Consider the following 550-nt stretch of genomic DNA (forward strand, 5'->3'; position numbering starts at 1 on the left):
TCGCGCTCAACGCCACCATCGAGGCCGCTCGGGCGGGCAGCGCCGGCGCCGGGTTCGCCGTGGTGGCCACCGAGGTCAAGGAGCTGGCGCGGGAGACCGCGCAGGCCACTGAGGACATCTCCCGGCGGGTCGAGGCCATCCAGCAGGACACCAGCAACGCGATCCTCGCCATCGAGGAGGTTTCCCGGATCATCGGGCAGATCAACGACTACCAGACCTCCATCGCCTCCGCGGTGGAGCAGCAGACCGCCACCACCCGGGAGATGAGCCGCAGCGTCAGTGAGGCCGCCGGCGGCTCCGGCGACATCGCCCACAACATCGGCGGCATCGCCGACGCCACCCAGGTCATGACCAGCTCCGTCACCGCATCCCACGAAGCCGTCGCCGACCTCGCCGACGTCTCCACCCAGCTGCGCGAGCTCACCGACCGCTTCACCGTCTGACGAACGCCGATAGCCCTCGACGTCCGACCTCGGTCCACCGGGTCGGGGTCCCGGCCCACCCAAGCACACCGAGGAGTACCGGTGCCCGACAGTGTCACCCGCAGCAC

Annotated in this window: 1 protein-coding gene; it reads left to right on the forward strand. The window is 70.4% G+C overall.

The genetic code is table 11. From position 1 onward, the window contains the following. A partial coding sequence (locus tag WCS02_RS21060) for a methyl-accepting chemotaxis protein (RefSeq protein ID WP_340296252.1) occupies nucleotides 1-443 on the forward strand: 443 nt, incomplete at its 5' end. Between the last annotated feature and the right edge of the window lie 107 nt (nucleotides 444-550).

The sequence above is a fragment of the Aquipuribacter hungaricus genome, assembly GCF_037860755.1.
In the GTDB taxonomy this organism is placed as follows: Bacteria; Actinomycetota; Actinomycetes; order Actinomycetales; family JBBAYJ01; genus Aquipuribacter; species Aquipuribacter hungaricus.